Raw genomic sequence first — 22,587 nt, 5'->3', positions numbered from 1 at the left:
AATATACCTTTTAGATTCCGTACTGATTACGATAAGCACTTACTTTGGCTAGCTTCTCATCCATACCTGCCTGAGCGCCCAAATACCCTAGCAAATCATCCAGTGACGCAATTGGAATCACAGGGATTCCAAACTGCTGTTCCACTTCTTGCACTGCAGACAACGCACCTTGGCCACGTTCCATACGATCAAGCGCAATTAAAACCCCCGCTGGCTCGGCGCCTGCTGCACGAATCATATTCACCGACTCACGCACTGAAGTACCGGCAGAAATCACATCATCAATAATCATCACTCGCCCTGTAAGCGGAGCACCTACCAGTACGCCGCCTTCACCATGGTCTTTGGCTTCCTTGCGATTAAACACAAACGGCACATTACGGCCCTGTGCGGCTAATGCAACCGCCGTAGCCGAAGCAAGCACAATACCTTTATAGGCTGGCCCGAATAACACATCAAACTCTACGCCAGATGCTTGTACCGCCTGTGCATAAAATTGCGCCAACGCGCCTACCGATCTGCCGTCACTAAATAAACCTGCGTTAAAAAAGTACGGCGATTGACGGCCAGCCTTAGTGATAAAATCACCAAAGCACAGCACATTTTGCTCTACAGCAAAAGAAATAAAGTCGCGACGAAAATCACTCATGCTGCATTATCCTGTTTTATTGTTCTCAATACTGCGAAGCATAACATTTCTTACAAAAGGACACCGAATGCGCATTATCAGTGCTAATTTAAACGGCATTCGCTCAGCTGCAAACAAGGGCTTTTTTGAATGGCTAGCCACACAAGATGCCGATGTGGTGGCCTTGCAAGAACTTAAAGCACAAGAAGCCGATCTTTCCCAGCAAATGAAGGCCCCCGAAGGGCTAAAAGGCTTTTTTCACTATGCGAATAAAAAAGGCTATAGCGGCGTAGGCCTCTATTGCCGCCGCGAACCAGACCGAGTCATTACCGGCCTTGGCATTGCGGATATCGATTTTGAAGGCCGCTATTTGCAAGCCGACTTTGGCAATCTTTCTGTGATCTCCCTTTATTTACCATCGGGCTCTTCATCAGACGAGCGCCAGCAGGTTAAATTTTCATTTCTAGAACGTTTCCGCCCTCATTTAGAACAGCTTGCCGCTAGTGGCCGCGAAGTGGTTCTGCTGGGAGACTGGAATATCGCTCACAATGAAATCGACATTAAAAACTGGAAAGGCAATCTGAAAAACTCAGGTTTCTTACCAGAAGAGCGTAGTTGGTTGGGTAAACTATTCAGCGAGCTAAATTTTGTAGATGTCTGGCGCAAGCTTTACCCAGAAATTCCTGGTTACACATGGTGGAGTAATCGCGGCCAAGCCTATGCCAAAGACGTAGGCTGGCGTATCGATTACCACATCACAACACCAGGTATTGGCGCTACAGCGACAACGGCATCTGTATATAAAGAACAAAAATTCTCTGATCACGCCCCGCTGATTGTGGATTACGATTACCAGCCTTAAAAACTTGCTCATTCATATAAAAATCTAAAATCTGTAGACACAGAGAACACAGCACTTGAACGCAGATGTTTTTTTTCTGTGTACTCTGCGTTCTGCTTTGGCTCTGTATCTACAGATTTTCTTCACGCTCTGATTCACTTTTCCACGGTGCAACCTTAAATAGTAACAACATGCCCGGAATAGCCAGTGCAGTGCATAAGAAGAAGAAATTAATCCAGCCCATTTGTTCTACCAACCAACCCGTGCTGGCATTAATAAAGGTGCGAGGTACGGCAGCCAAACTAGTAAACAAAGCAAACTGAGTGGCGGTATAACGTGGATCAGTGGTTCTTGCGATATAGGCGGTAAATGCAGCCGTACCCAACCCAACGCCTAAAGCTTCAAACGCTATCACGGTCGCCAGCGCTACCTTATCTGCCCCCATCGTCGCCAACCATGCAAAACCCAGAATAGATAAAACCTGCACCACCCCAAATAGCCACAAGGCGCGGTTAATACCCAGCTTAACCATCCATATACCGCCAACAATCCCACCAAAGACGGCAGGCCAAAGGCCGGCATTTTTAGCGATCACGCCAATTTCTGTTTTACTAAAACCCAGCTCTAAGTAAAACGGCGTAGCCAAAGCCGTGGCCATGCTATCGCCTAATTTATATAAAAAGATGAACGCCAGAATCCACAATGCATTACGCCAGCCATGACGGGTCATAAACTCATGGAATGGTTCAATCACCGCTTCACGCAGTGATTTAGGCGGGCGAACTAATTGTGGCTCGCTCACAAGCAACGTCATCACAATACCCGGTAGCATAAACAGGCCTGTAATCATAAACACCTGCGCCCACGGCAGATGATCTGCAAGAATCAAAGAAAACGCGCCGGGAATCAGGCTAGCAATACGATAAGCATTTACGTGCACCGACGTGCCAAGACCCAATTCTTCGTCACTTAGAATTTCACGTCGATAAGCATCAAGCACAATATCCTGACTGGCACTAAAGAACGCCAGAGCGGTGGCGAGATAAGCAATCGACCATAAATCTAGCTTGGGGTTAAATAAACCAAATGAGGCGATTAAAACCAGCAAGGCGAGCTGAGTAAGTAGCATCCAGCCCCGCCGCCGACCTAGCCCCGGCACAGCATAGCGATCCAATAAGGGAGCCCAGATAAATTTCCACGTAAATGGGAATTGGATCAGCGCAAAAAAACCAATCGCTTTTAAATTAACACCTTCACTTTTTAACCACGCAGGGACTAAATTAAGCAGGATATATAGCGGCAAACCCGAGGCAAATCCGGTAAACACACAGATCAACATGCGCCGAGACAACAAGAGTGATTTCCAGTGAGTAGTAGTCATAGTGTCTGGCGGTAAAAAAGAGGCATTACCTTACCTTAAATTCAACATTTCAAGGACATACCTGTGCGCATTATTAAAAAATACACAGGCTATTTTTACCAAAATGGTAAGCAAATACGCCATTTCCGGCACTCTGCTGGTAAACCCCAATAGGACAAGCAGGATAAATCAAGCTAATGTTAATTCAAACGATCGTTTTGACACGCCACAATTTCTACCTAAACGCAGCGATTAAGCACCAAGAAGAAAAAAGAAATCAGCTTGATTTTTAATTAATACCATTGCTGGGAAATGCACCGATGTCGACCTACACACAGCTATTAAGCCCGCTCGATCTGGGCTTTACCACCCTTAAAAACCGCGTTTTGATGGGGTCCATGCACACGGGGCTTGAAGAAGCCCCTGATGGCCCTGAGCGCATGGCGGCCTTTTATGCCGAACGCGCAAAAGGCGGCGTGGGTTTGATCGTTACCGGCGGCATCGCACCCAATGCAGCAGGCCGTATTTATGAAGATGCAGCCATGCTGGCCGATGAATCTGATATTCCACGTCATCTGCCTATCACCCAAGCCGTGCACGATGCAGGTGGTAAAATCTGCCTGCAAATTTTACACGCAGGCCGCTACGCCTACCATACAGCCAGCGTTGCCCCATCCGCCATTGCTTCACCCATCACGCCGTTTACACCACATGCCTTAAGTGATGCAGAAATTAAAACCACCATCGCTGATTTTGCTACTACCGCAAAACTCGCGCAGGCGGCTGGCTACGATGGCGTAGAAATCATGGGGTCGGAAGGTTATTTAATTAACCAATTTCTTTGCAGCCATGTAAATCAACGTGACGATGAATGGGGAGGGGATGCCACCCGCCGTCAGCGTATCGCGGTTGAAATCAGCAAAGCCGTCCGCGCTGCGGTTGGCCCCAACTTTATTGTGATTTTTCGCCTATCTTTGCTTGATTTAGTCCAAGATGGCAGCACGCTGCCCGAAGCGATTATCCTTGCCCAAGCACTTGAAGCAGCTGGCGTTACCCTGATTAACACCGGCATCGGCTGGCACGAAGCACGTATCCCAACCATCGCCGCAGCCGTACCTCGCGGTGGCTTTAGCTGGGTAACGCGCAAATTAAAAGACCATGTGTCCATCCCGCTGATCGCGGTAAACCGCATCAACACCCCAGAAATTGCCGAGCATATTTTAGCCAGCGGCGATGCGGATATGGTGTCCTTAGCTCGCCCGCTTTTGGCCGACCCTGATTTTGTCAATAAAGCCGCGAGCAAGACCGCCAATCTGATCAACACCTGTATCGCCTGTAACCAAGCTTGCCTAGACCATGTGTTTGAAGGCAAAGCAGCCTCTTGCCTAGTCAACCCTCGCGCCTGCCGCGAAACCGAATTCCCGATTGCGGCCAAAACCCAGCAAGCCAAACGCATCGCCGTGATTGGCGCAGGCCCAGCCGGATTATCTTGCGCTACTGCCGCAGCTAGCCGAGGCCACAAGGTCACGCTGTTTGAAGCAAGCGCTGCCATTGGTGGCCAATTTGGCATTGCCCAGCGCATTCCCGGCAAGGAAGAATTCACCGAAACACTGCGCTACTACCGCAATCAGCTTGATTACCTTGGCGTAAATGTAAAACTCAATCATTTTGCCAAAGCGGCCGAGCTAGCCGGTGAATTTGATGAAATCGTAATTGCCAGCGGTGTAAAACCACGCGTACCAGATATTGTTGGCATCGCCCACCCCTGCGTAGTTTCCTACCCAGCCCTGCTGCGTGGCGAGGTAAAACCGGGTAAAAAAATTGCGATTATTGGCGCAGGTGGGATTGGTGTTGATACCGCGGTGTTCCTATCAGAAACCCATAGCGATCTCAGCCCAACAGACAACTTTATCCGCGACTGGGGTATTGATTCCAGCATGAGCAGTGCGGGTAGCTTAGCCAAACCGGCCATGCAGCCTAGCGGCCGAGAAATCTGGCTATTAAAACGCAGCAAGGGCAAGCCTGGCAGCGGCCCCGGCAAAACCACTGGCTGGGTACACCGCGCCACCTTGCAATTACGCGGCGTAAACCTGCTCGGCTCAGTTGAATACCTGAAAATCGACGATGCTGGTCTGCATATCAAGCAAAATAACGAAGAGATCTGCCTTGAAGTCGATCAAATCGTGCTCTGCGCAGGGCAGGAATCAGTCACCACACTTTGGGATGAACTCAGCGCAGCCGGAGCGCCCGTCCACCGCATTGGCGGAGCGTTACTTGCCGGTGAAGTAGACGCCAAACGCGCCATTGCCGAAGGATTTAATTTAGCGATGGGGTTTTAAGCTAGAGCCTATTGGACTTTGGGTGGACCTAAGGAATAGCTTAAAATAAGCTCCAAAAATGACACCCTCAATAAGATCGTCATTCCCGAGTGTTCTTGTCGGGAATCCAGCGGCTCTGCTGGATCCCCGATAAATACACTCGGGGATGACGGGCCAGCCATTTCAGGAAGTTAATATAGGGCAAGTCCGGCTGAGCGGCCAGATCGGGCTTGTGATTCACAAGCCCATTTTTACATCGCTAAGGCAATCACACCCGTAGCAATAAAGACCGCCCCCAGCAAACGTAATAGCCGATCACCCTCTCCTAGTAATCGCCCACCAATTAAGGCAGCAAATAGCATAGAGACTTCGCGGGCAGGAGCAACGTGGCTGAGCGGTGCGGCCTGCATGGCAAATAAGACCAATACATAAGAAATAGGGCTGATCAACGCCACAATCAGCGCGTATTTCCATTGTGTTTTCCACAGGGAAAGCGTGGTGGCTTTGCCTTTTAATAAGGGCGGCGCTAAAAAAACAATCCGAATAAAATTGCCAAAGTAATCCAGCAAAATCGGTGAAAGTAATAAAACTTTGACGGCATAGCCATCTAAAACCGTATAACTGGCAATAAATAAGCCTGTTAGCAGGCCATAAAACAGCCCCTGCCTTACGCGTGGCCCTTGGCTAACGTCCTGCATCGTTTTAAAGATTTTGGGCCCACCGGCAATTAAAAATACCCCAGCCACAACCCCCAACATTCCCAGCATGCCCTGTAAAGACAGCACTTCGCCAAGCAAAAATACCGCACATATCGATGAAATCAGCGGCCCAGAACCACGTGCTATCGGGTACACCACAGTTAAATCGGCCTTGCGATAGCCTCGAAGTAGCGCCACAAAATACAGCACATGTAAAACGCCTGAGAGCGCAACAAAAGTCCACTCAAGCCTGCCCCAGCTTGGCACCACGTCCCAGCCATAGTAAATGCCGACCGGCGCCCAGACCACCATAATTATCAGGCTAGAAAAGCCAGCAAAACGCGCGTCTCCACCGGCTTTTTTCGCCGCAATATTCCACAAGGAATGAATAAAGCCCGCCAGAATAACCAGAGCAAAAGCAGAAAGCGGCATCAGTCAAGATCACAATGTATTTGCAGGCTTTCAGTTGAGTTTAAGTGAATTCGAAAACCCTCATTGATAAGAGCCTCTTTTACCTGACACAGCGGAAGTACATATCGCTCCACTCGGCGTTTTTGCCAAAATAGTGGAGTAAACACGCTCAGAGGTAATAGCCGTACACGACGCCCATGCAGAAGAAAGGACACATCAATATGAGTACCGTCCACGTCGTGGCCATTACTTCCAAAAATGGCATCTATCTCACCTTGCCTACTGGAATAACAAAAGCGAAATGTGCGAATACCCAGAGAACGAAACTTATTACGGGCGAAACCAAGCTGAGATTCTTTTTTTTCATAGCCCCGAGTCAAAATCAAACCAATGTGCTCAGGTAAATTCGTCTGAATGCGCTGCAATTTACTAAATACATCTGAATCTACCTGCACCTGCTGAGCTGGCCATCGCGGTCTGATTTGCACTTTGGCATAAATGCCACGATTAAGAGTAAGTAAGGTCAAATGCAGCGCCTTTAATTAAAAAAACGATAAAACGAAAACATAGCAAATACTGGATCAAGCGCCTTGCTTAGGCATCAAAAACCACAGAATCAAATAAACAAAAATACCGGGAAACGCCGCCGATATGCAAGACACAATCACAAAGATCAGACGCAGCTTGCCCGAGCCTATCCCCAGATAATCAGCCAGCCCTCCCATTACCCCTGCAACCCACTGATCATCACGACTTCTGCGTAAAACTTTATTCATGGTTTATTTCCTAGTTAGCACTGCGATTTGCAATCCGTTCCACCAAAAATAACACGTTTTTGCTTTGCAAATAATCAAACAAATACCCCAATCAAACTGTATCGCTCCAGCGAAGCCCCAAAGGAAGCGCTATGGGAGCAAATAGAAAGTGCAAGACTCTGCGCTGGCTTTTGCCTGATGATTTTGACGATGAATGCAAAAGCAAAGGCCGCATCAACAAAGCGCTACCAGATTCAGCCGCACAGACGATCTCTTGCTGGCGAGCTAAGACAGCATCCTCCGCCGTTACCAAGCCTTGCAAATGCGATCCTGGCACCAAGCGTAGCGGGCCATCATCTGCCCCACACGGATCCAAATGAATCCTCACCGCAATCAGCTGCTGCAATATCTCAACAGGTGCTTGTACATACAGCTGGCCTTCTTTAACTGACCAGCCCTGCAATGCAGGGTGCTCAATACGCTCTGCCACAGGAATGCTTAAATCTTGATGCACCGCGACCAGCCAATTTCGGGAAGCAGATTTTTCAAAAAAGGTGCACTGAACCGCAACCATGCCTGCTGGAATCAATGGTGATAAAACCGGATTCTGGCGTATTTTTGCAGAAAGAGAGCGGCACCCATCTTGCGATAAGAAACGCCGTGTTCCTACCGTGGTGCAACGCATTTTTTCAATCTGCCCAGCAATAGCTCTACATTCCGCAGGGTTTAATACGGCGGAAACCAAAGCAAAGCCATCACGCTCAAATGCATTCATATGTATCTATGCCAGGAAGATATTTTGATATCCAGCTTACCATTACTTTTTATTCCAAAAAAAAACCCGTCATCACTAACGGGTTTTTATAGAGCGTTAAGCTTTTATTTTGCTAAGGCACTAGCAACATCGCCGGCATGTTGCCCCACAATCAGGTGGAATACTTGTTCACCCTGTGGCATCACGCCTTCTACACCCGCTGCTTTTAAAGCGGCTTCATCAAGGCGTGAAGCATCTGCAAGCTCTACACGCAAGCGCGTACCCGCAATGGCTTCTAACTTACGAATGTTAGATAAACCACCCAAAGCCGCCTGAATTTGCATCGCTTTACCATGAATATCGCTACCACCCGTAGCGCTTGCCTTGGTAGAAGTCACTGCCGCTAGTGCCTGAACTGGAGCAGTTACGGCGTCTGCTTCAGGGCCTGCTACTTTCAGGTAATTCACCATATCGGATTTCAGATTGTCTGATTGCGTACCAAAAATAGCCTGAATACCATTACCTACCACCATCACACCAGCAGCACCCATGGCTTTCAGCTTAGGCTGATTCACTTTCGAGATATCTTTAACCGAAATACGCAAACGGGTAATACATGCATCCAAACCGCTAATATTGCTGCGACCACCAAATGCCAGCACTAATTCACGTGCACGGCCATGCTCGCTGCTATCCACAATGTGCTCTTCCGCCGTTTCGTCTTCACGACCCGGTGTTTTCAGATTGAGTTTTACAATCACAAAGCGGAATACTGAGTAGTAAATCGCTGCGTAAACCGCGCCCAGAGGCAGAATCAACCACCAGTTTTGCGCGTATTTACCCAAGGCATTAAACATCAAGAAATCAATACCCCCTTGTGAGAAGCTAAAGCCCATATGAATATTGAGCGAGTTAGCAACAAACTGGGTAGATGCAGCCAAGAAAGCGTGAATCACATACAGTTGTGGAGCCACAAACAAGAAAGCAAATTCAATTGGCTCGGTAATACCGGTCATAAATGAAGTCAGCGCAGCTGAAATCATAATACCGCCAATTTTGACGCGGTTTTCCGGTTTGGCTGTGTGCCAAATGGCAATAGCCGCAGCAGGTAGGCCAAACATTTTGAACAAGAACGCGCCAGACAAGATCCCGGCAGTAGGGTCCCCGGCAAAGAAGCGAGCAATATCACCATGTACGGCTTTACCACTTGCATCAACAAAATTACCAATTTCAAAGAAAAATGGCACATTCCAAATATGATGCAGACCAAACGGCACCAACATCCGTTCCACAAAACCATACAAAGTCGCGGCTAAGCGTGGATCTGCATAGGCAGCCCATAAGGAGAAGCTCTTAATCACACCTTGAATCGGAGGCCAGATCAGCGACAAGATCACGCCGACAAAGATCGCTGCGATACCCGTTGCAATCGGCACAAAACGCTTACCGGCAAAGAAGCCAAGGTAAGGTGGTAGCTCGATGCGATAGTATTTATTGAATAAGCCAGCCGCCAGAGCACCGGCGATAATCCCGCCAAATACGCCGGTTTCCATCGCCTTCATACCCATCACCATGGCAGGTTCAGAGCCCAGTACCGGCGCCATCACCCCCATCGTTGCCAGCAGTACAACATAGCCAACCACGGCAGCAATTGCAGCTACGCCGTCGTTTTCGGTTAAACCTAAGGCCACACCAATTGCAAAAATAAGAGCGAGATTACCAAAAATCGCACCGCCGCCTGCGGCCATCAAATGTGAAACAACTTCCGGTAAAAAAGAAAAATTGGAAGCACCAAAACCAAGCAATAAACCCGCTACCGGCAATACTGACACCGGTAACATGAGCGATTTGCCGATTTTTTGCAAAAATGCAAAAGCGTTTTTAAACATCACTTTCTCCGTACCGCCTACTACTTGACAAAGCCAAGCAGCTATTTTCTTAAGACAGAATTTCCATATAGCGTGGGGCATCTGCACCAATAATAAGATGGAAAACTGGACCATTAACAGGCATCACTGCCAAAACACCGGCATTTTGTAATCGCTCTAAATTACAGCGGCTTGCATCTTTCAGTACCACGCGTAAACGCGTAAGAGCCACCAGTTCTAAGGAGCCAATATTGCCCCAGCCACCCAAAGCTGCAACCAACAAAAACGGAAAACTGTCACGCATGGTATTTTGATCTTTTAAGATTGATTCTCACGCATAAGGCGCAGTGCCACAATCCATTGAACACCGCATGATATAAGACTTTAGAGCTTGACCTGTCCGCTTGACAAAACAGGCCAATAGCGGCCTGTTTTAATCATCATTTAATCAGCAAGCTGCTGAGATAAACGCGTACGCACTTCTGCTACCGTACCCATTTGAAGCACTTCAGCCGCCAACTTTTGGCAATCCGCTTTCGACAATGTACGCACCAAGGCTTTAACAGCCGGAATAGCCGGTACGCTGACGGATAATTCATCCACACCCATACCAATTAACAAGGGAACCGCTGAAGGATCAGATGCAATACCACCGCAAACCCCTACCCACTTGCCATGGGTATGCGCCCCCTTCACGGTGTTAGCGATCAAACGCAAGACACCTGGGTGCATTGCATCGGCATCTTTAGCTAGCTTAGGATGGCCGCGATCCATCGCCAGTGTGTATTGGGTTAGATCGTTAGTACCGATCGAGAAGAAATCCACTTCACGAGCAAAGATTTCTGCCATCACTGCAGTAGCCGGCACTTCTACCATAATCCCGATCTGTACTGCAGCGGTAACACCTAGCACTGCTTTTTCTTCCGCCACAATGCGCTTCACTTCACGAACTTCTTCTAAAGAAGTAATCATCGGGAACATGATGGCTAACTTAGCGTGTTCGGCAGAGCGCAAAATCGCACGAATTTGTGTATGCAATAATTCTGGCTCGGCCAAGCATAAACGCACACCGCGCACGCCCAAGAAAGGGTTTTCTTCTGCAGGCATCGGTAAATAAGGCAAAGGCTTATCGCCACCCACGTCTAAAGTACGAACAACAAAAGTTCTATCCTTGCCAAGTGATTTAGCAATATCGCTATATATTTTGTCTTGTTCGGCTTCTGAAGGCGCTTCGGTGCGTTCTAAGTACAAAAACTCGCTGCGTAACAAGCCAACACCTTCACCGCCGAGTTTAACGGAGTGCTGTGCTTCTTCCAGCCCGCCAATATTAGCGACTACTTCAACGCAAACACCATCAGTAGTGGTAGCGGGCTCAAAAGCTGCAGCCAGCTCTTCTGCCTGACGTTTTGCTAATTTAAGTTGGCGTTCACGAATGCTACTGACTTCTTCTGGCGAAGGATTTAAACGCAAACAACCCTTGCTGCCTTCTAAAATAACTGGTGTACCGTTGGCCAATTGCAATGCGGCATCTTCGATGCCACAAATCGCCGGAATATTCAGAGATCTAGCCAAGATCGCTACGTGGCTAGTTGCTCCGCCACCAATCGTACAAAACCCAAGTACTTTATTGCGGTCTAAACTTGCGGTATCCGATGGGGTTAAATCTTCTGCAATCAGAATGGCATCATCTGGCACTTCAAACGCTGCCTCTTTAATCCCAGCAATCAAGCGCAATACACGGCGGCCAATATCGCGAATATCATTAGCTCGGCCCGCTAAAATTTCATTTTTAAGCTTCGCTAATTTATCAGCGTAGCTGGTAAATGCAGCGCGCCATGCAAAGCCTGCGCTCTTCCCTTGGCTAATCGCGGCAGTAGCCAAGTCTAATAAATCAGGATCGGATAATAACTCTTGGTGAGCGGTAAAAATTCCTGCCTTTTCCGGATCGGCAATCTCACCTTTCAATGCTTCTAACTGCTGATACGCTTCTTTTAGCGCAACATCTAAGCGACGTTTTTCTAGCTCAGGCTTGTCACCTGCTTCATGCACGTCGATCACTTCTTGTTTTACTTGGAAAATATGCCCAACAGCCAAACCTGGTGAGGCAGACACACCCATCAGTACATTTGGATCATTCGATTTTAATGCAGGCCGAGTTTGTGCCTTAGGAATATGCTTTGCAGCCACCGCAGGCAATACACCACCACAGTCTTCACCTGAACCACTGGCAATCAGCTCTGCTAGTGCTTTAGCGGCTTGACCTGCATCCGGGCCGATGGCTTTTACAAAAATCGAATCTCCGTGCTGAACTTCCAAGCCCATAATCGAAACTACGGATTTTGCATTGGCTTCATCACCAGCGCGAACTAACTTGAGTTCAGATGTAAAAGTCTTGGCCATATTGGCAAGCACAGCGGCAGGACGTGCGTGTAAACCCGTTGGATTTGGCACAATCACGGCCGCAGATTGAATAGCAGCATCTGCTTGTGGAGCGACGCTACTTGCATTGCCAACCAGCGTGGCACCTGCTAAATCTAAAGAAAGTAAAATGTCTTGCCCAGCAACAACCGTTTTTTTAGTTGTTGGGGTGTACTTAACCACTTTATCTCCCGTTGTAATGACCATTTGCGTCAATAAGCTCAAAGCTTTACGCGCAACCAAATCGGCATCAAACTCAATCAACGGCTGACCAACTTTTACTTCTGCCCCCTCGGCCACTTTAGCGGTAAAACCTTCACCACGCATCATGACCGTATCCAAACCAATATGAATCAGCACTTCAACACCTGCAGGCGTGGTAATGGTAATCGCGTGCCGTGAAGAATGAAGTTGAGTCACTTTACCGGCAATAGGTGCGAGCAAGTGATTGGAGATTGGGTCAACGGAAATCCCATCTCCCACCATTTTTTGAGCGAAAACCGGATCAGGAACCGATTCGATAGCAACAACAACACCAGACAGCGGTGCAAATAGATCCAGCCGAGAGGCTTGAGTCGAGTTATTCATGGCAACCTCGTTATTGGGGGTAGTGCTTGTAAAGACTCTTTGTCGGCTTTATAGCCAATCGGGATGTAGCAATCCGTTGCACTTAGGATATTTCTACTGGCTGCTAGTTTAGTGCTTAGGCAAAGAAAATAATTGTGAATTTATTGCCTTTGTCATTGCATAAATTTGCGTTATCTCACAAAACAGCTAAATTTGGCAAAAAGATACATGTCATCTAGCTAAATAATGACTGTGCAGCCCAGAAACATACATGTGCATGACTACAACAAAATGTAATCAGCGATTAGGATTTCGCCAAATTCTTTGACCGCTTAAAATGTAATCTAATCGTAAGTCCCAAGTATCCACCGCTAATTGTTCCACATGCTGCACATCAAAAGCTAAGCCCACTAAACGGGGCTTTTTCCATACCCGACGCCAGCGCCGAAACTCAAAAGTGCAATCGTAATATCCACCACCCTGCCCTAAACGAGCCAGATTTGAATCAAAACCCAACAAGGGCAGAAACACGATATCCAGATCACGTGGGGAGCATGGCACGCCAGATTGCAGCTCCAAAATGTTTTGTGGACCAAGCTTCCAACGATTTTTAGCATCCAAACGTACAAAAGTAAGCTTTCTACCACGCTTTGGCACTTGTGGCAGATACACCTCTACACCACCTGAAATGGCACGTAGCATTAATAGCCAAGGAGAAAACTCACTGCCTGCAGGAACATATGCCGCAACTTTTAGGCCACGCCGCAATAAGCCAAGCTGCTTTGCCTGAATAGCAACAGCACTTTCTGCGGCATGTCTTTCAAGGGGGGTATTGAAGCACGAGCACGACGTATCAAACGCCGCGCTTCGGATTTGCTAGATTTACTGATGATATTCACGTGATGTGAAACAATGAAGAGCTTCCCGCGAGTGCCGTCCGACGAGCAATCTTGAACCGAAGGTTCAAGCGGTCACCGACCGGATGCCATCAGGTGCATCCAACGGGGGATGCGCACAACAGGCACACTCATGGCAGGCAACCAAAGTAATTATTGGTTCAGAGAGACAAGTCGTAACAAACACCGCAGGAAAGCATTGGTTTACACAATTGCCACATTAGGAAAACATATCAGTCTGTTCGCCAATTACTGCGTCAATCGCTGAATTCATGTTGGTAATTCTACGCTGAATTGTAGCAATGTCAAAACCCCCATCAACCCGCGTATGCAAATATTCATGCGTAATATTTAACGCAGCCATAATGGCAATTTTTTCCAAACCAACCACCTTACCAGACGCGCGAATCTCATGCATACGCTGATCTAGGAGCTCTACGGCCTGTACTAAAGTCGCTTCTTCGTTTTCTGGACAAGCCACACGAAACTCACGGCCCATGATAGAAACGTCGAGTTGCTTAATCACCGCATCACTCATTCTGATCCTCCGGCAGTTTCGCCAAGATAGCAGCAACTCTTTCTTTGCTGCCCTCTACCTTAGCGAGCAAACCTTGATTTTGCTGCTGTGTTAGCAATAATTTCTGGCGTAAGCCCCGATTTTCATCGCGTAACTCACGACAAAGCTGAGCCAATTGCCCAATTTTGTCTTCAAGATTTACAAGTTCAGCTTCCATCAGTCACTTCCAAAGCTACAGAGCAGTCAAATTCTAAGACATTTTTCTAGAACACGCCTCGCCAATAATGAAACATTCTAAGCAATTAGCCCTGCTCAAAACATCATTTCACAAATCTGGGTCTGGCAACTCGGTTTCATCCGTTGGGTCATAAACCGGCATTTCCAAGAAATCATCCGGTGTTTCCAAAGTGATGCGGCCTAATATTCCAGCACGAAATTCAGTCAAAATCATATCAGCAGTTTTTTGAGTATCGATACGGCCACCCGACAGCATCGCACCACGTTTTTTACCAATCAACTCAAACAAAGGCTCTGCATCACCCAGCAAATCTTTCAATTTATAGCGATCAAGCAAGAGCTGTGGATAGCGTTCGATCAAGCTTTCAATGGCGTACAAAGCCACATCCACTTCATCATAAGCATTACGACCAATCGATCCTGCCATTGCTAAACGATAACCAGAATCTTCATTCTGCACTTTTGGCCACATCAAACCTGGCGTGTCATACAAAATCATCCCCGCCAAAGTCTCTACTCGCTGCTGCATCTTGGTCACACCAGGGGTATCTGCCACTTTAGCAATTTTACGCTTAGCTAAATGATTAATTAACGTCGATTTACCGACGTTAGGAATCCCAACAATCATCGCACGAAGTGGTTTTTCTTCCCCGTCACGATGTGGCGCTAAAGCCTGACACAGCTGAGGAATCAGCTTAGCACCCTGAATTTTATTATCTTCGCCCAACAATACCGCTTCTGTACCTGGCTGAGATTTAAACCATTCAAGCCAGATTTTATTAAGTCTTGGATCTGCCAAATCTGCTTTATTCAAAACCTTGAGGGCAGGACGCTGCCTTAAGCGGCGCATCGGCTCAATCATGGGATTGCTACTAGACAGTGGCAAGCGAGCATCAACCACCTCAATCACCAAATCTACCTTGGCCATGGTCTCTGCAACCTGCTTGCGGGCAGTGTTCATATGCCCTGGAAACCACTGGATCGCCATCGAACCCCTCCGTCAAAACGAGCCATTATACGGTGAAAAATCAAACGATCCATCAAATCAACTACTTGGGCTGTGGGCAATATCAACTGACTCTGTGGATAACCACAAAACATGAGAAACCCAAAAAACTATCTCCAAATTGTCCACAGGCCAAACAGATTTCACACCCAGCCTTGTGGATAAGTTAAGGTGTTGAAAAATATAATAAAAATGACTTATCCACAGAAAACATCAACCCTTATTAGTTGTTCTTATATCTTTCTTCTTAAATGAAGTATTAAAAGAAAAAAAAGGTGTAAATATATTTTTCAACGCAAAACATCCAAAAAATGTTCTAAAATCGCAAGCTTGAAAGACAAGGACAGCAAAATGAAAAAATACTTACAGCTGACACTAGTAATCAGCATTGCTATAAGCATCACTGGCTACTTACTTTTTCAAGCTCCAAATAAATCAGCACCTGATATAAAATTAACCAGCATTCAAGGTCAAAATCTAAACCTGTCTACATTAAAAAACCAAATCGTTTTAGTTAACTTTTGGGCAACAAGCTGCACTGGCTGTATTCAAGAAATGCCTGAACTTATAAAACTACAAAAAAAATATGAAACAAATAATTACAAAACAATTGCAGTAGCAATGGATTACGATATTCCTGAATATATTGAAAATTATGTAACAGAAAAAAAATTACCTTTTTTTGTTCAACATGATTCAGATGGAAAAATTGCTAAAGCATTTGGAGATGTTGGATTAACGCCTAGTACATTTTTAATTAATAAAAACGGTAAAATAATTAAAAAATACGTTGGGGTTGCTGACATAAATGAAATAGAAAAACTGATCAATAAAGAAATAAAAAACATATAAATATTAGTTTAAAATCAATTAGTTACCTATTTTTTTAAAATAAAACCGGTCTACATAAAAAATGTACTTAAATACATGGCAAAAAAAAACGACCCGCAGGTCGTTTTTTTAAAAAAAACTAATCATATTTCTGTAAAAACAATTTTAGCTACAGCAAGTGTATTTAATATATCTTCATCACTATGTGCTGCAGAAACAAATCCTGCTTCAAATGCTGACGGAGCTAAATATATTCCTTTATTTAACATTCCATGAAAAAATGCATTGAATCGAGTACGATCAGAATTCATTACATCTGCAAAGGATACTGGGATATTTTCACTAAAATAAAAACCAAACATTCCACCCACACTTTGGGCATTAAAAACAGTGTTGGTCTCTTTAGCAACTTGAATTAAACCCGTAATTAATTTATTAGTTTGCTGTGTTAAAGAATTAAAAAATCCAATTTCCCTGATCTTCTTTAAAGTAACCAATCCTGCAGCTACTGCAACAGGATTTCCAGAAAGAGTACCTGCTTGGTAGACCGGCCCTAAGGGCGCCAGCTTCGCCATAATATCGCTACGACCACCAAAAGCCGCGAGCGGCATACCACCACCAACTACTTTTCCTAAGCAAGTTAAATCAGGTTTGATGCCATGTAAGCCTTGGGTACATTGTAAATCAACACGAAAACCGGTCATGACTTCATCATAAATCAGCACTGCACCGTATTTGATGGTTAAATTTCTCATTGCTTGTACAAAAGTAGGGCTAGCTTGCACCATATTCATATTGCCAGCGATGGGTTCTACAATGATGGCGGCAATTTTATCGCCGATTTCAGCAAATAATTGTTCTAGGGCTGCTACATCGTTATAAGGTAAAACTAATGTATCAGCGGCAACTGACGCAGGAACACCAGCTGATGAAGGATTATCGAAAGTTAATAAGCCAGAACCCGCCTTTACTAATAAGCTATCGGCATGACCGTGGTAACAACCCTCAAATTTCACCAATTTATCGCGGCCTGTAAAACCTCGCGCAAGGCGAATAGCACTCATTGTGGCCTCTGTGCCGCTAGAAACTAGGCGAACTTGTTCGATAGACGGTAGCATTTCACAGATTAAATCGGCTAATTCCACTTCTAAAGCCGTTGGTGCGCCAAAACTCATGCCATTTTTAGCTGTAGAAATCACTGCTGCTACTACATCAGGGTGGGCATGGCCTAAAATCAAGGGGCCCCAAGAGCCAACATAATCAATATAACGTTGATCATCAGCATCCCAAATATAAGCACCCTCACCTTTTTTAATAAAGAGTGGCGTACCGCCAACAGAACCAAAAGCCCGAACTGGAGAATTAACACCACCAGGAATATGCTTTTGTGCAGCAGCAAACAATTGTTGATTTTGATTCATGTCGAGATCCAAAATAGAAAAGCAATATGATAGCGCTATCAATCTGCTAGAGCATTGTTTAGCTATTACATGTTGCTTTGTTTTTCTAGTAACGTAGTTTTATATTTGTTACTACATAGGTATTAGAGTCTGTTGACATTTGATTCACAATTGCCCTGAGCCGGAAAACGGCCAGACACAAGACATGTGACGAAGGCAATAACGGGTTATTGTCGAGGAGCATCACGCAGTGAATGGTCATTTTCCGGCTCAGCCCCAAAAATGGGCCAAACGCAGCCGTGAATGAAACGTCAACAGACCCTAGCAGCCTGTCGGACTTAAGACTGATCTACTACGGAAAAGCCGGATTTGGCCAGATTTCACGCATTTTCTTGTTGAATAGCCAGCTATTCGCCTCAAAAACCCGCGAAATCTGTCTCAAACCGATCTTTTCCTCGCTACGATCGCTTAAGTCCGACAGGCTGCTAGGATCAATTTAAATATTAGGCACAAAAAAATAAGCACCTCTGTAAAGGTGCTTATTTTTTGTTGGGCTTCGTTTCACTCCGTATCAAGCTCCGACTATATGGCTATTAAATTGCAGCTGTTTAATATCACCAAGTTGTATAAGCATGCTCAGAAAGATAGCTATTAAAATAGCGTGGATCATCTGAAACTTCCTCACCTAACCACTCAGGTTTATCAAAATATTCATCGCTACTTGTTAGCTCTAATTCAGCAATAATCAGAGGAGCATTTATGCCGTGAAATTCGTCGATCTCCCAAGTATATCCAGCAAATTCTACTAAATATCGAGTTTTATCGAGTAATATTGGGCAGAGTTTAAGTAGCTCGATTGCGTCTTGTTTGGGAATTTCATATTCAAATTCCACGCGCTCAATGCCTTCTGTTTTGCCTTTTATGGTTATAAATCCCTGCTCACCTTTTAAACGAACCCGCACAATTCGGTTTAGGTCACTGGATAAATAACCTTGAGCAATACGGCTCGATTGCTGCACTGCACTACGCCAAACATCGTTGTTTAATAAGAATTTACGTTCAATTTCTATGCCCATATATCTTCCTAATTATTAAAACGGCTTAACCACCACCAAAATCACACAAGCGGCTAAAACGAGTACAGGGATTTCGTTAAAAAAACGATACCATCGATGGCTGCGTGTATTACAGTCGCGGGCAAAATCTTGGCAAATCTTCCAACACCAAGCATGGTAAGCGATTAAAACGGCAACTAAGGTAAGCTTTACATGCATCCAACGCCAGCCTACACCCATATAAAAATCAAAATATGACCACAGCCAAATCCCAAAAATCAGCGCCAAAATGCCCAAGGGCGTCATAAAGCGGACTAATTTTCGCTCCATTAGTTTTAAACGCTCAATTGTTGCTGAGTCTGTGCTCATAGCATGATTTACAAATAGCCTTGGTAAATAAAACAAACCTGCAAACCAGCTCGTAATAAAAATAATATGCAGTGCTTTTATCCAGAGCATTAATTTGCCTTTTTAGCGGGATATTTACGCAGTGCAACATCGTACAAACCTTGTACCGCTGGAATTTTAGCCTGTAAGTCTTGAATGCGGGTTTGGTTTGATGGGTGAGTTGATAAGAATTCAGCGGGTTGGCCTTGACTAGCAGCGGCCATTTTTTGCCATAAGCTCACTGCTGCTTCTGGTTTATAACCTGCTCTGGCGGCTAGCTCTAGGCCCATGGTATCGGCTTCGGATTCATGCTCGCGGCTATTAGGTAGGAAATAACCCACTTGTACTAGTTGATCGGCCATACCCATATAACCGTCGTATTTACCCCCTGTAAGGATGGATAAACCTTGCATGGCTAATTGCTTGTTATAGGCGCTACTCATGCGCTCACGGCTATGCTCTCTTAAAGCGTGGCTGATTTCATGGCCCATAATTTGGGCAATTTCATCATCAGTTAGCTTTAGTTTTTCGATAATGCCAGAGTAAAACATGATTTTGCCACCCGCCATGCAATAGGCATTGAGCTCTGGGCTGGTTTCAACATTGACTTCCCAATCCCATTTACTAGCGTCGCCACGAAAAACGCTGGCTTGGGGAATGATGCGATTGGCAATACCACGTACCCTTGCCGTCATTTGCTTATTGCTATTTAGCGTGCCTTTGGACTGCGCCTTACTCAGGGTTTCTTGGTAGGACTGCAATGCCATTTTGTCTACTTCTTGCTCAGACAAAAGCATACTCATACTTTGTTTGCGGTTGATATTAGTAACACCGCTATCGGTTGTACTGACTTGCTGACAGCCTAGCAATAGTGTTGAAAGAACAGTAACGCTAATCAGTTTTTTCATAGCTATCCTTTAGACTTCTATCATCTCAAAATCATCTTTTCTAGCGCCGCAATCTGGGCAGGTCCAGTTTGGAGGAACATCTTCCCAAGAGGTTCCAGCGGCAATTCCATCATTAGGTAGGCCTTCAGCTTGATCGTAAATAAAACCACAAATGAGACACATATATTTTTTCATTCGATTTACCTATTAAGTAAGTTAAAATTTAATTTTACCTGATTCAGTGAATACCCTCATGACTGCCAGCCCCCCTATTGTGCTTGTATTTGCCGGCAATGATCCTACTGGCGGCGCTGGACTTGCTGCAGATATGCTGGCTTTGTCGTCACTCGGTTGCCATGTCACGCCAGTTATCACCGGCATCGTTATACAAGATAGCGCAGGTGAGCAAGATGTTTTACCTATTGATAGTGAATGGGTTGAAGATCAAGCACGCTGCATTCTTGAAGACATGAAGGTAGATGCCATTAAAGTAGGCTTAATTGCTAGTATTGAAGCCCTTACCGTTATTGCTGAAATTGCCTCAGATTACCCAGAAATTCCACTGGTATTAGACCCAGTCTTCTTCTCTAAGCCAGATGATCACTTAGCTAGCGAAGAGTTACTTGCTATGTTGCGAGAGCTGTTATTACCACACACTACGCTACTAATACTTAATAGTATTGAAGCGCGGTATTTAGCTTCAGATGATCCTGATGAGCAAGTTGATTTAACGCTAGATATCGCTGCTAGTCGAATTCTAGACTGGGGTTGTGAATATGTGTTGATTACTGGCACGCATGAAAACACCCCTAAGGTGATTAACACCCTGTACAGCGATATGGGCCGCTCTAGCGTTGATACATGGGATCGCTTAGTGGGGAGTTATTACGGCTCTGGAAATACGCTGGCTGCGGCTATTGCAGGCGCTTTAGCTAATGGTGCTGAGTTTATTGAAGCCGTTAAAGAAGGCCAAGATTACACTTGGCAAACGCTGCAGGCGGCTTATCGTCCAGGTATGGGGCCGCAGATTCCAGATCGATTCTTTTGGGCCCGTCCTGTTGAAGAACAAGGCGCTGTTGATGAGGCTAAAGATCATTCTGCTGGGTAAGGGCTGTTTCACGTGAAACAGCTTGCTAAGAGATGATGAAAGAAACAAAACAACCGCCATGCCTGCGTTTAGAAAAAGCCATTGATCGTATGGTGCGTGGCTTAGCTGCGCCTTTACAATTAGCCGATTTGGCAGATGTAACACATTACTCACCTTGGCATTTAGCGCATCGTTTTCAAAGCGCATATGGCGATAGCCCGCAGGCATTTTTATGGCAATTACGCTTAGAGGTGGCGGCATCTCTTTTGCAATGGTCACCTTATTTACCGATTGGGCAAGTGGCCGATTTAGTTGGTTTTTCTTCCCCAGCTACTTTTAGTCGTGCATTTAGCCGTAGCTTTGGCTTTACTCCCAGCGATTTACGCGCTGGCCGCGCCGTGGCAATTGGTTGGATGGCTAACAATTTAGGTGAAATGTCTTATCGCCCTGGCCCTTCTATTGCGGGTAGCAAAATCGATAGAGTGTGGAGTTGGGACGAAGTGGAGTCTTGCATCACCCTTGCCGATTGGCCTGCGGAGCGAATGGCTTATCAGAGAGAAGTGGGTGATTATGGTGTGCATCTAGATACGCTGCGCATCAATTTTCAGCAGCAGTGCTTGCAGGTAGGATTAAACGCTGATCGTTGGTTTGGCTTGGTTTGGAGTGATCCAGCCACCACACCTGCTGGCCGGCGCCGTTACGATGCTGCGGTTACTATACCTAAGGCCTTTAAACTACCTCGGCATCTTGGTGAGTATCAGCGCCCTGCTGGGCGTTGGGCAGTATTTAGTCATGTGGGGGAGTATGCAGATATCGGCCCACGTTGGCGCGATTTAATGCTGGTTTGGTTGCCATTTTCTGGTTGGATGCTAGACCCGCAGCGGCCACGAGTAGAGAGCTATTACGATGGCAGTTATGATCTCTGTTTGCCTCTATTACCAGGGCGTAGCATTCAAGACCGTTTACCAGAGATTTTGCCTGAGCTGCTGAAGCTAGTTACAACGGTGGTGATTGATAAATAGTGTTTCACTAAAGCCCAGATCTTAAACTACGGAGCCCGTAGAGAACACGGAATTTCACGGAGCAAAACGATAAGCATTTTTTTGTGTATGTTTTGTTCTGTGCCGGAGATTTATGCTGTTTGTGAGGATTGCCAACACCAGTGCCAAGGCTCGTAGAGATAGCCATATTGATTGCCACGTGGGAAAGAGAGCGTAAAGCCAAAATCACCTGCATTTATAGTTAACCAACTAAATGCGCTGGTATTTTCAAAAGCTTCTTCAACTACGGGGCCACCGGGTTGGTAGATATCGATGGCGCGGCCGGTGTGGTGTTCGCTGCAGCCTGGTGGGGCAAGTACTTGCAATATCTGCTCGATATCCTGCCCCGCGGATAGTTTTCTTTTAATTAGCTCGCATTGCCTGCTCGATGCCCGATAGGCAGAGGTGATTTGGATATCAACTCCTGCTGCTTTGGCCGCTGTCTGCATGGCCAGCCAGCCAGCGGCTGCCTCAGGGATAAGCTGCCATACTCGCCCATCCGCTGCTATTGCAACATTGACCAGTTCGCTGGCTTCTTCAAATAATTGCAAAGGACGACGGTTAAGCAAATCCAGAGGGATCCCTAGATCTGCCCACGCCGCTGCAATTGCTGCTGACATATGTAT

24 protein-coding genes and 1 other RNA gene are annotated in these 22,587 nt (G+C 46.0%); 5 read left to right on the top strand and 20 right to left on the bottom strand.

Annotated features, from left to right (window positions below):
- Window positions 1-10: 10 nt before the first annotated feature.
- Window positions 11-649, bottom strand: coding sequence for an orotate phosphoribosyltransferase (gene pyrE, locus C1H71_RS08790; RefSeq protein WP_130106222.1), 639 nt, complete (start codon window positions 647-649; stop codon window positions 11-13).
- Between the two features lie 67 nt (window positions 650-716).
- On the opposite strand from pyrE, the gene C1H71_RS08785 reads away from it, so the two are divergent.
- On the top strand, window positions 717-1,490 hold the full coding sequence (locus C1H71_RS08785; protein ID WP_130106221.1) for an exodeoxyribonuclease III: 774 nt from the start codon (window positions 717-719) through the stop codon (window positions 1,488-1,490).
- 109 nt (window positions 1,491-1,599) lie between these two features.
- On the opposite strand, the gene C1H71_RS08780 is transcribed toward C1H71_RS08785, so the two are convergent.
- Window positions 1,600-2,850, bottom strand: a complete 1,251-nt coding sequence (locus C1H71_RS08780) for an AmpG family muropeptide MFS transporter (protein ID WP_130106220.1) — start codon at window positions 2,848-2,850, stop codon at window positions 1,600-1,602.
- 299 nt (window positions 2,851-3,149) lie between these two features.
- Between C1H71_RS08780 and C1H71_RS08775 the strand changes: the two genes are divergently transcribed.
- Entirely contained in the window at window positions 3,150-5,168 is a 2,019-nt protein-coding gene (locus tag C1H71_RS08775) for an NADPH-dependent 2,4-dienoyl-CoA reductase (protein WP_130106219.1), read from the top strand.
- Between the two features lie 230 nt (window positions 5,169-5,398).
- Here C1H71_RS08775 and C1H71_RS08770 read toward each other — a convergent pair whose 3' ends face one another.
- The 12 genes from C1H71_RS08770 to ylqF form a co-directional block, all read right to left on the bottom strand.
- The gene (locus tag C1H71_RS08770; RefSeq protein WP_130106218.1) at window positions 5,399-6,277 is read right to left on the bottom strand and encodes a DMT family transporter; all 879 of its coding nucleotides are present in this window, start codon (window positions 6,275-6,277) and stop codon (window positions 5,399-5,401) included.
- Window positions 6,277-6,783, bottom strand: a complete 507-nt coding sequence (locus tag C1H71_RS08765) for a hypothetical protein (RefSeq protein ID WP_130106217.1) — start codon at window positions 6,781-6,783, stop codon at window positions 6,277-6,279. The genes C1H71_RS08770 and C1H71_RS08765 overlap by 1 nt, the downstream gene beginning before the upstream one ends.
- A gap of 54 nt (window positions 6,784-6,837) precedes the next feature.
- Complete coding sequence (locus tag C1H71_RS08760) at window positions 6,838-7,032, bottom strand: PspC domain-containing protein (protein ID WP_130106216.1); 195 nt, start codon at window positions 7,030-7,032, stop codon at window positions 6,838-6,840.
- A gap of 91 nt (window positions 7,033-7,123) precedes the next feature.
- Window positions 7,124-7,786 (bottom strand): phytanoyl-CoA dioxygenase family protein, encoded by a 663-nt coding sequence (locus tag C1H71_RS08755; protein ID WP_130106215.1) that lies wholly within the window; start codon window positions 7,784-7,786, stop codon window positions 7,124-7,126.
- Window positions 7,787-7,890: 104 nt separating this feature from the next.
- Complete coding sequence (ptsG, locus tag C1H71_RS08750; protein WP_130106214.1) at window positions 7,891-9,654, bottom strand: PTS glucose transporter subunit IIBC; 1,764 nt, start codon at window positions 9,652-9,654, stop codon at window positions 7,891-7,893.
- A gap of 49 nt (window positions 9,655-9,703) precedes the next feature.
- Window positions 9,704-9,937, bottom strand: a complete 234-nt coding sequence (locus C1H71_RS08745; RefSeq protein ID WP_130106213.1) for a PTS transporter subunit EIIB — start codon at window positions 9,935-9,937, stop codon at window positions 9,704-9,706.
- 140 nt (window positions 9,938-10,077) lie between these two features.
- A complete protein-coding gene (gene ptsP / locus C1H71_RS08740; protein ID WP_130106212.1) occupies window positions 10,078-12,639 on the bottom strand; it encodes a phosphoenolpyruvate--protein phosphotransferase in 2,562 nt (853 codons plus the stop codon).
- Window positions 12,640-12,915: 276 nt separating this feature from the next.
- The gene (locus C1H71_RS08735) at window positions 12,916-13,491 is read right to left on the bottom strand and encodes a 5-formyltetrahydrofolate cyclo-ligase (RefSeq protein ID WP_130106211.1); all 576 of its coding nucleotides are present in this window, start codon (window positions 13,489-13,491) and stop codon (window positions 12,916-12,918) included.
- Window positions 13,492-13,535: 44 nt separating this feature from the next.
- A non-coding RNA gene (gene ssrS / locus C1H71_RS08730) (6S RNA) lies at window positions 13,536-13,712 on the bottom strand.
- Window positions 13,713-13,734: 22 nt separating this feature from the next.
- Window positions 13,735-14,052: a cell division protein ZapA gene (locus tag C1H71_RS08725; RefSeq protein ID WP_130106210.1), complete on the bottom strand. Its 318-nt coding sequence runs from the start codon at window positions 14,050-14,052 to the stop codon at window positions 13,735-13,737.
- Entirely contained in the window at window positions 14,045-14,248 is a 204-nt protein-coding gene (locus C1H71_RS08720; RefSeq protein WP_130106209.1) for a hypothetical protein, read from the bottom strand. Before C1H71_RS08720 ends, C1H71_RS08725 begins: the two co-directional genes overlap by 8 nt.
- 108 nt (window positions 14,249-14,356) lie before the next feature.
- Window positions 14,357-15,256, bottom strand: coding sequence for a ribosome biogenesis GTPase YlqF (gene ylqF, locus C1H71_RS08715; protein WP_130106208.1), 900 nt, complete (start codon window positions 15,254-15,256; stop codon window positions 14,357-14,359).
- 369 nt (window positions 15,257-15,625) lie between these two features.
- On the opposite strand from ylqF, the gene C1H71_RS08710 reads away from it, so the two are divergent.
- Entirely contained in the window at window positions 15,626-16,126 is a 501-nt protein-coding gene (locus C1H71_RS08710; RefSeq protein ID WP_130106207.1) for a peroxiredoxin family protein, read from the top strand.
- A gap of 122 nt (window positions 16,127-16,248) precedes the next feature.
- On the opposite strand, the gene hemL is transcribed toward C1H71_RS08710, so the two are convergent.
- The 5 genes from hemL to C1H71_RS08685 form a co-directional block, all read right to left on the bottom strand.
- Window positions 16,249-17,526, bottom strand: coding sequence for a glutamate-1-semialdehyde 2,1-aminomutase (gene hemL, locus C1H71_RS08705; RefSeq protein WP_130106206.1), 1,278 nt, complete (start codon window positions 17,524-17,526; stop codon window positions 16,249-16,251).
- A 593-nt stretch (window positions 17,527-18,119) separates the two neighbouring features.
- Window positions 18,120-18,581: a CYTH domain-containing protein gene (locus C1H71_RS08700; protein ID WP_130106205.1), complete on the bottom strand. Its 462-nt coding sequence runs from the start codon at window positions 18,579-18,581 to the stop codon at window positions 18,120-18,122.
- Window positions 18,582-18,596: 15 nt separating this feature from the next.
- Complete coding sequence (locus C1H71_RS08695) at window positions 18,597-19,019, bottom strand: CopD family protein (RefSeq protein ID WP_130106204.1); 423 nt, start codon at window positions 19,017-19,019, stop codon at window positions 18,597-18,599.
- On the bottom strand, window positions 19,019-19,855 hold the full coding sequence (locus C1H71_RS08690) for a M48 family metallopeptidase (RefSeq protein WP_130106203.1): 837 nt from the start codon (window positions 19,853-19,855) through the stop codon (window positions 19,019-19,021). Before C1H71_RS08690 ends, C1H71_RS08695 begins: the two co-directional genes overlap by 1 nt.
- Before the next feature lie 9 nt (window positions 19,856-19,864).
- Window positions 19,865-20,029 (bottom strand): rubredoxin, encoded by a 165-nt coding sequence (locus C1H71_RS08685; protein ID WP_130106202.1) that lies wholly within the window; start codon window positions 20,027-20,029, stop codon window positions 19,865-19,867.
- A 58-nt stretch (window positions 20,030-20,087) separates the two neighbouring features.
- Between C1H71_RS08685 and thiD the strand changes: the two genes are divergently transcribed.
- Both thiD and C1H71_RS08675 read left to right on the top strand, forming a co-directional pair.
- Complete coding sequence (gene thiD, locus C1H71_RS08680; protein WP_130106201.1) at window positions 20,088-20,942, top strand: bifunctional hydroxymethylpyrimidine kinase/phosphomethylpyrimidine kinase; 855 nt, start codon at window positions 20,088-20,090, stop codon at window positions 20,940-20,942.
- Between the two features lie 32 nt (window positions 20,943-20,974).
- Complete coding sequence (locus tag C1H71_RS08675) at window positions 20,975-21,943, top strand: AraC family transcriptional regulator (RefSeq protein WP_130106200.1); 969 nt, start codon at window positions 20,975-20,977, stop codon at window positions 21,941-21,943.
- 110 nt (window positions 21,944-22,053) lie between these two features.
- Here C1H71_RS08675 and C1H71_RS08670 read toward each other — a convergent pair whose 3' ends face one another.
- Window positions 22,054-22,581 (bottom strand): M15 family metallopeptidase, encoded by a 528-nt coding sequence (locus tag C1H71_RS08670; protein ID WP_130106199.1) that lies wholly within the window; start codon window positions 22,579-22,581, stop codon window positions 22,054-22,056.
- Window positions 22,582-22,587: the final 6 nt, after the last annotated feature.

It is taken from the genome of Iodobacter fluviatilis, from assembly GCF_004194535.1.
Taxonomy (GTDB): Bacteria; Pseudomonadota; Gammaproteobacteria; order Burkholderiales; family Chitinibacteraceae; genus Iodobacter; species Iodobacter fluviatilis_A.
The sequence above is the reverse complement of the archived record's forward strand: the minus strand, read 5'-3'. Positions and strand labels throughout refer to the sequence as shown.

Coding starts and splice junctions, on each gene's coding strand:
- ptsG (WP_130106214.1), bottom strand. CDS start 9,654: ATGTTTAAAAACGCTTTTGCATTTTTGCAAAAAATCGGCAAATCGCTC.
- C1H71_RS08775 (WP_130106219.1), top strand. CDS start 3,150: ATGTCGACCTACACACAGCTATTAAGCCCGCTCGATCTGGGCTTTACC.
- pyrE (WP_130106222.1), bottom strand. CDS start 649: ATGAGTGATTTTCGTCGCGACTTTATTTCTTTTGCTGTAGAGCAAAAT.
- C1H71_RS08725 (WP_130106210.1), bottom strand. CDS start 14,052: ATGAGTGATGCGGTGATTAAGCAACTCGACGTTTCTATCATGGGCCGT.
- C1H71_RS08770 (WP_130106218.1), bottom strand. CDS start 6,277: ATGCCGCTTTCTGCTTTTGCTCTGGTTATTCTGGCGGGCTTTATTCAT.
- ptsP (WP_130106212.1), bottom strand. CDS start 12,639: ATGAATAACTCGACTCAAGCCTCTCGGCTGGATCTATTTGCACCGCTG.
- C1H71_RS08755 (WP_130106215.1), bottom strand. CDS start 7,786: ATGAATGCATTTGAGCGTGATGGCTTTGCTTTGGTTTCCGCCGTATTA.
- C1H71_RS08690 (WP_130106203.1), bottom strand. CDS start 19,855: ATGAAAAAACTGATTAGCGTTACTGTTCTTTCAACACTATTGCTAGGC.
- C1H71_RS08675 (WP_130106200.1), top strand. CDS start 20,975: ATGATGAAAGAAACAAAACAACCGCCATGCCTGCGTTTAGAAAAAGCC.
- ylqF (WP_130106208.1), bottom strand. CDS start 15,256: ATGGCGATCCAGTGGTTTCCAGGGCATATGAACACTGCCCGCAAGCAG.
- C1H71_RS08710 (WP_130106207.1), top strand. CDS start 15,626: ATGAAAAAATACTTACAGCTGACACTAGTAATCAGCATTGCTATAAGC.
- C1H71_RS08695 (WP_130106204.1), bottom strand. CDS start 19,019: ATGCTCTGGATAAAAGCACTGCATATTATTTTTATTACGAGCTGGTTT.
- C1H71_RS08670 (WP_130106199.1), bottom strand. CDS start 22,581: ATGTCAGCAGCAATTGCAGCGGCGTGGGCAGATCTAGGGATCCCTCTG.
- C1H71_RS08780 (WP_130106220.1), bottom strand. CDS start 2,850: ATGACTACTACTCACTGGAAATCACTCTTGTTGTCTCGGCGCATGTTG.
- hemL (WP_130106206.1), bottom strand. CDS start 17,526: ATGAATCAAAATCAACAATTGTTTGCTGCTGCACAAAAGCATATTCCT.
- C1H71_RS08760 (WP_130106216.1), bottom strand. CDS start 7,032: ATGAATAAAGTTTTACGCAGAAGTCGTGATGATCAGTGGGTTGCAGGG.
- C1H71_RS08700 (WP_130106205.1), bottom strand. CDS start 18,581: ATGGGCATAGAAATTGAACGTAAATTCTTATTAAACAACGATGTTTGG.
- C1H71_RS08685 (WP_130106202.1), bottom strand. CDS start 20,029: ATGAAAAAATATATGTGTCTCATTTGTGGTTTTATTTACGATCAAGCT.
- C1H71_RS08745 (WP_130106213.1), bottom strand. CDS start 9,937: ATGCGTGACAGTTTTCCGTTTTTGTTGGTTGCAGCTTTGGGTGGCTGG.
- C1H71_RS08720 (WP_130106209.1), bottom strand. CDS start 14,248: ATGGAAGCTGAACTTGTAAATCTTGAAGACAAAATTGGGCAATTGGCT.
- thiD (WP_130106201.1), top strand. CDS start 20,088: ATGACTGCCAGCCCCCCTATTGTGCTTGTATTTGCCGGCAATGATCCT.
- C1H71_RS08785 (WP_130106221.1), top strand. CDS start 717: ATGCGCATTATCAGTGCTAATTTAAACGGCATTCGCTCAGCTGCAAAC.